The organism is Acetatifactor sp. (assembly GCF_982438285.1).
Map to the genome: position 1 here is coordinate 1 of NZ_CEWDFQ010000195.1, position 5,831 is coordinate 5,831.

Here is a 5,831-nt window from a genome sequence, read left to right on the forward strand (position 1 = left end):
CCCGGCCAGCTTCAACACGTTATGGTTGTAGGCTCCTGCCATTCCCTTGTCAGCCGTCACCACGATCAGACCCTTCGTCCGCTCCTCTTTCCTTTTCTTAGGCCTTTCGTCAAAATACTTATTTTCCATCTCCGGCAGATGTCTTAAAATTCTGGCGATCATCATCTGCAGCGTGTAAAAGTAAGGCTCCGTCTCCTCCAGATTTTTCTTCGCCTTGCGGAGCTTTGTAGAGGAAATCAAATACATGGCATTGGTTATTTTCATGGTATCCTGGATGCTCTTCATCCGGCTTTGTATCTCTCGCGCGTTTGCCATGCCTATCCCTCCTATTTCTCCTGATACTGTTTCTTAAATTCTCCGGCCACCGCCACAATCTCTGCCTCCAGCTCCTCGTCCAGCGTCTTTGCACTTTCCAGCTGCCTGATGATTTCAGGATGGCTTTCTGCCATAAATGCAAGCAGCTTCATCTGAAAATCCTTTACATGGTCCACTGGAATATCCAGCATGACTTTGCTGTTGGCTGCACAAAGGCTAATCACCTGCTCCGCCATGCTCAAGGGACGGCCCAGAGGCTGCTTTAACAGCTCCATGAGCACACGCCCGTGCTGCAGCTGCTCCTTGGTGGCATTGTCCAGATCGGAGGCAAACTGGGTAAACACCTCCATCTCCCGAAACTGTGCCAGATCGATACGGATGCTTCCCGCCGCCTTTTTCATGGCTTTTGTCTGAGCCGCACCTCCCACGCGGGAAACGGACAGTCCCACGTTGACTGCCGGTCTCATGCCCGAAAAGAACAGATCGCTCTCCAGAAAGATCTGACCATCTGTAATGGAAATGACATTGGTAGGGATGTAAGCAGACACATCTCCCGCCTGGGTCTCTATAATAGGCAGCGCCGTAATAGAGCCGCCTCCTTTCTCGTCGCTCAGTCTGGCAGAACGCTCTAACAGTCTCGAATGCAGATAAAACACATCCCCAGGGTATGCCTCACGCCCCGGTGAACGCTCCAATAAGAGAGACAATGCCCGGTAGGCTACCGCATGCTTGGACAGATCATCATAAATAATCAGCACATCCTTCCCCTGATACATAAAATACTCTGCAAGGGCAGTTCCGGAATAAGGGGCGATGTACTGCAGGGGTGCAGGGTCACTGGCCGTAGCAGACACAATAATGGTATACTCCATTGCATCATGTTTCTTCAACGTTCCCACCAGCTTTGCGATGGTGGACGCCTTCTGTCCAATGGCCACATAAATACAGATCACATCCTTGCCCTTTTGGTTGAGAATGGTGTCCAGGGCAATGGAGGTCTTTCCCGTCTGGCGGTCTCCGATAATCAGCTCACGCTGTCCCCGTCCAATAGGGAACATAGAATCAATAGCCAAAATACCGGTTTCCATGGGAACACCTACGGACTTACGATCCACAATGGAGGGAGCCGCTTCCTCAATGGGACGGTATTCTTCTTCCTTTATGGGCCCTGCTCCATCCACCGGAGCGCCCAGCGCGTCAATAATCCTGCCTTTGAAGGCTTCTCCCACGGGGATGCCCGCCCTTTTGCCCGTGCGGACCACCCGTGTGCCCTCTCTGATCTGAGTGTCATGTCCAAAAAGAATACAGCCGATCTCGTCCCGGCGGACGTCCTGTACCATACCCTTTACGCCGCAGTCAAAGATCACAATCTCACCGTACATGGCGTGGTCGATACCGTTTACATTGGCAATGCCGTCTCCCACCCAGCTGACACATCCAATCTCCTTATCCCTGGCTTCCAGTTCAAAATCTTCAATTTCACTGCGTAGAATGGAAATAATGCCCCTCTGGCCCACATCACCTCTTTGGGCAATCTGCTCCAGCTTTTCCTCAAACTGCTTCATCCGGCCGTTTACGCTCCAGTCATAAACCTCGTTTCCAGCCTGAATGACAAAGCCGCCTCCCAGGGAGGGATCTTCCCTGGTTTCAAAAACCATATTCTCTCCTGGATATTTCCGTTCCACAAAATCCCGGATATTTTTCAGCTGTTCCTCATCGGGAGGCGTCACATAGGACAGCGTCACCCGAAGCTCTCCCTTTTTTTCCGGGGAAAGCTCTCTATAAGCGTCGACAATATCCTCCCAGAGATAAACATGACTGTTATCACACAGAACCTTTAAAAAATCCCGAATCTGCATCGGGAATATCTTGTCTATGATATTATGCTTTACATGGAGGGCCACAGCCAGGTCCTCAAACTCTGTCTTTACCTGCGGCACAGCCTTAAAAATGTCATCCGCCTGGCCCACAATATCGCTTGCTATATTCAGTTCGCGCAATGTCCTCGCGTAATCTAAAGCTGTACTAATCACACTGTTCACCTGTCTTTGCTATAAATTGGTTGTAAAGCTCCCTGTCTGTCTCCGCACTCTGTTTGGAAGCCACAAGCTTTGCCGTGGCCGCCACCACCAGGTCCGCAATCTGCTCCTGGGCCTGCTGGATACGCTTCTCCTGCTCTCTGTCCGCAGTCCTTTGGGCGTCTGCCACCAGCTTGTCCGCAGTGCTTTTGGCCTCTGAAAGAATCCTTTCGTACTCTTCTCCCGCGCGGTCTCTTGCCTGACTCAAAATATCCAGTCTTTCCTTCTCTGCGCCGTCCAGAGATTCCTGGTACTGCTCCTTCAGCTTCTGTGCATCTTCCTGGGCCGTCCTTGCATCCGCAAACTGTTTGTCGATCTCGGCCTGCCTTGCAGCCAGCACCTTTCTCACCGGACCAAACAAAAATTTGCGTGCAATTACATAGAGAATGAGAAGATTGATAATGGTCCACAAAATATTGCTGTCTAGTCTTAACATACCTTGTCTTCCTTTCCTGTCCTGCCCATCCTTTTTGGTTATCCCAAGAACAGGATCACAAGAATACCGATAACGAAACCGTAAATTGCCGTTGCCTCTGCCAGCGCGCCGCCAAGAAGCAAAAGCTTTGTGATCTTTGATTCTGCCTCCGGCTGCCTTGCCACAGCCTCCGTTGCCTTTGCCGTGGCAACACCGATGCCGATGCCTGCTCCGATACATGCCAATGCTGCGATGCCTGCTCCAATTGCTACCATAATATTTTCCTCCATTTCGCCGTCCAAAGGGACGGTCTGTTTTCTACAAATTTTTTTGTTGATTTTGTCACTCTATTGCTTCCTTGATGAACAGGGAAGTTAAAAATACAAACACATACGCCTGGATCAGCCCGTCGAAAATATCGAAATAAAAGCTGAAGGGCACAGGCAAAACAACGGGGACCAGAAGCTTTATCAGCTCCATGATCACAAACGCGCCCACCACGTTGCCAAAAAGACGCATACAAAGAGACAAGGGCCTGATAAACAACTCCAGAATATTGATCGGAGTCACGATGGCTATGGGCTCCGTAAAGCTTTTCAGCCATCCCTTCACACCCTTCCTTCGAATTCCGGCACACTGAATGAGAATGATACTCATAAGCGCCAGCGCAGCCGTCACGTTCATATCCTTTGTAGGCGGCTTTACTCCGAAAAGTCCGATCACATTGGAGATTCCGATAAACACCAAAACCGTCGCCAGATACGGGACATACGCTTTGCCTTCTTCCCCCACCATGCCCGTCACAAATCCGTCCAGCTTCGTGACAATCGTTTCCGCCACCAGCTGTCTTTTGGTGATATTGTGCACCCGCAGGTTTCTGGTGAGAAAAAACGATACCAGCAGAATGACTGCCATGATAACCCAGGTGATGACTACAGATTCCGCAATATCCAGCCTCATGCCCCCAAACAGAGGCAATCCCTGGGGAATCTGAATGGAAAAGGCCGTCTCACAATTCAGCTCCTCCAGCAGCTTCGCTGCCAATTCTTCCATAGCTCCACTCCCTTTCTGTTGTCCTCTTTACAGCTTTTAACATTTTACACTGTTTTTTTTAAAAAGGTAAGATAAAAATTGCCGATTTTTTGGTACATTCCGGCAGTCCTCTAGCATATATTAACTAAGAATTCTTCTCACAGGGGACACTGGAAATGAAAATTGTAATTATAGGCCGAAAAAATGACACCGCAAATTACGTCAGATACATAAAGGATTATCCCGCCCTGCCAATCCCCACCTTGAGCCTGGGGGAGCTGTCTGGCTGCGATGCATTGCTTCTTCCCGGGGGCGGAGACATCACGCCGGCGTTCTTCGGAGAAAACAATCAGGGCTCCCAAAATATTGACACTGAGCTGGACATCATCCAGTTCCAGGCGCTGGATTACGCTTTGAGGCGAAAGATTCCCGTCCTTGGCATCTGCAAGGGAATGCAGGTTATCAATGTAGCCTTCGGAGGCACCATCACCCAGGATCTGCCCACAGCTGCCCTCCACAGATACGCTGGACAGGATCAGTATCATAAAACCGCCATTTCAAAGAGTTCCTGCCTCCATAGACTGTACGGCAGGGAGGCCTTTGTAAACAGCGCCCACCACCAGGGGCTGGGACGGCTGGGCGCCGGCTTAAACGCCATCCAATGGTGTCCGTCGGACGGCTGCGTGGAGGCAATCGTCCACGACACCCTCCCTGTCTTGGGACTGCAGTGGCACCCCGAGCGTCTGGATGCAGGCCGCACTACTTTGTCCGGGACACCGATTCTGGATCTTTTGTCCTCCTGGGTTTGTGCTTTTCATGCCCTTTCCCCTGAGCACTGTGGGTTGTAAGCTGCTCCCTCACATGGGAGCCTGCAATCTCAAACAGAGACTTTACAATTTCCCGCAGCATTTTTGCGGTCTCATGATCCACCTCTTTAAGCGCCCCGATTACACCGTTCATGCTTTTTCTCCAATGGCTGGTAAATTCAATAAGGTCCTCCGCCTCAGACGCAGAGACCACCTGATAGAGCGTGTCCACAAAGGTACGCAGCTTTTCTTCATCCAGAGACAGAATCCATTCGTTCAGGGTATCGTTCATCCGCCTTCTTCTCTCGTAAATATCATCCACCTTCACAAATTCTCCCTGGTCCACCAGCCAGCTGTAGGGATCGTGCTGCGCCAGCCCGAAGCTTCTGCTCTCCACCACCTGATAATGGATATCCCGTTCAAACAGCATGCCCACCATGGAGGAATGGGGAAGAATCTTTACCACTCTGTCCGCTATCTTCTCATAGGCTCCCTGAACAAGCACCTCAGGCCGAAACCCCGGCCCATCCATGCTGTACACCTTTAAAATACGGTTCTGCACCTGTGGAAGACATTTCATGGCGCTGTATACCGCCAGGTTTCCTCCTTTGGAATGTCCTCCTACATAAAAGGGACGGTGGATACGTCCCATCACCATATTCAGATATTTTGCGCTGTAAGCCTGACCCGGAACGGGAGACAGAAAGGCCATATTGAAATCCTCCTTCCAGCCCACAATGGTTTCATCCGTCCCCCGGAAGGCAATATAGATGGTACCATCCTCCAGGAGAAAGGTAACGGCAGAAAACTGAGTTTCCCACTCCTTTTTTACCAAATTGATATAACAATTCAGCTTAAGGCTGCTAAAACGTCTTCCTTCCAGAGCTGCTTCCACCAAAGCCCTGTTGTTCTTCTCAAACCTCACATCGGCAAAAAGCCGGTCAAAGTCAGGGTGCTCCCGTAAATCCCTAAGGGTGACCGACCCTTTATTCTCTCTCACATCCGGTACCATTCCATCAAATTTTAAATAGGATAACTGGCATAAAACCAGACTGTCCACATCATTCATGGGACGCGTGCAAAAAGAACAGCCCCCATATTCTTTCAGATAATCAATAATCGTTCCCGCCATGGCATGCACCACTCCATTTCTCATCTGAATTTCAAGAATTCATCATATCATAT

General features: G+C 50.2%; 7 protein-coding genes. 1 reads left to right on the top strand and 6 read right to left on the bottom strand.

Annotated features, from left to right (window positions below; all coding sequences use genetic code 11):
• The 5 genes from AC1WIP_RS10270 to AC1WIP_RS10290 all read right to left on the bottom strand — a co-directional run.
• On the bottom strand, positions 1-315 hold a 315-nt coding region (locus AC1WIP_RS10270; protein WP_481141739.1), incomplete at its 3' end, for a F0F1 ATP synthase subunit gamma.
• Positions 316-326: 11 nt separating this feature from the next.
• Positions 327-2,348 (bottom strand): F0F1 ATP synthase subunit alpha, encoded by a 2,022-nt coding sequence (gene atpA / locus AC1WIP_RS10275; RefSeq protein ID WP_481141740.1) that lies wholly within the window; start codon positions 2,346-2,348, stop codon positions 327-329.
• Complete coding sequence (atpF, locus tag AC1WIP_RS10280) at positions 2,341-2,829, bottom strand: F0F1 ATP synthase subunit B (protein WP_481141741.1); 489 nt, start codon at positions 2,827-2,829, stop codon at positions 2,341-2,343. Before atpF ends, atpA begins: the two co-directional genes overlap by 8 nt.
• Positions 2,830-2,867: 38 nt before the next feature.
• The gene (gene atpE, locus AC1WIP_RS10285; protein WP_481141742.1) at positions 2,868-3,083 is read right to left on the bottom strand and encodes an ATP synthase F0 subunit C; all 216 of its coding nucleotides are present in this window, start codon (positions 3,081-3,083) and stop codon (positions 2,868-2,870) included.
• A 67-nt stretch (positions 3,084-3,150) separates the two neighbouring features.
• On the bottom strand, positions 3,151-3,861 hold the full coding sequence (locus tag AC1WIP_RS10290; RefSeq protein ID WP_481141743.1) for a F0F1 ATP synthase subunit A: 711 nt from the start codon (positions 3,859-3,861) through the stop codon (positions 3,151-3,153).
• Positions 3,862-4,016: 155 nt separating this feature from the next.
• Between AC1WIP_RS10290 and AC1WIP_RS10295 the strand changes: the two genes are divergently transcribed.
• Complete coding sequence (locus tag AC1WIP_RS10295) at positions 4,017-4,688, top strand: gamma-glutamyl-gamma-aminobutyrate hydrolase family protein (protein ID WP_481141744.1); 672 nt, start codon at positions 4,017-4,019, stop codon at positions 4,686-4,688.
• On the opposite strand, the gene AC1WIP_RS10300 is transcribed toward AC1WIP_RS10295, so the two are convergent.
• Positions 4,600-5,802 carry a DUF2974 domain-containing protein gene (locus AC1WIP_RS10300; protein WP_481141745.1) on the bottom strand — a complete coding sequence of 401 codons (1,203 nt, stop codon included), beginning with the start codon at positions 5,800-5,802 and terminating at the stop codon, positions 4,600-4,602. The genes AC1WIP_RS10295 and AC1WIP_RS10300 overlap by 89 nt on opposite strands.
• Positions 5,803-5,831: the final 29 nt, after the last annotated feature.

Bases quoted from the DNA above. Each gene is read 5' to 3' on its own strand.
- AC1WIP_RS10300 (WP_481141745.1), bottom strand. From the start codon at position 5,802: ATGAGAAATGGAGTGGTGCATGCCATGGCGGGAACGATTATTGATTAT.
- AC1WIP_RS10290 (WP_481141743.1), bottom strand. From the start codon at position 3,861: ATGGAAGAATTGGCAGCGAAGCTGCTGGAGGAGCTGAATTGTGAGACG.
- AC1WIP_RS10295 (WP_481141744.1), top strand. From the start codon at position 4,017: ATGAAAATTGTAATTATAGGCCGAAAAAATGACACCGCAAATTACGTC.
- atpF (WP_481141741.1), bottom strand. From the start codon at position 2,829: ATGTTAAGACTAGACAGCAATATTTTGTGGACCATTATCAATCTTCTC.
- atpE (WP_481141742.1), bottom strand. From the start codon at position 3,083: ATGGTAGCAATTGGAGCAGGCATCGCAGCATTGGCATGTATCGGAGCA.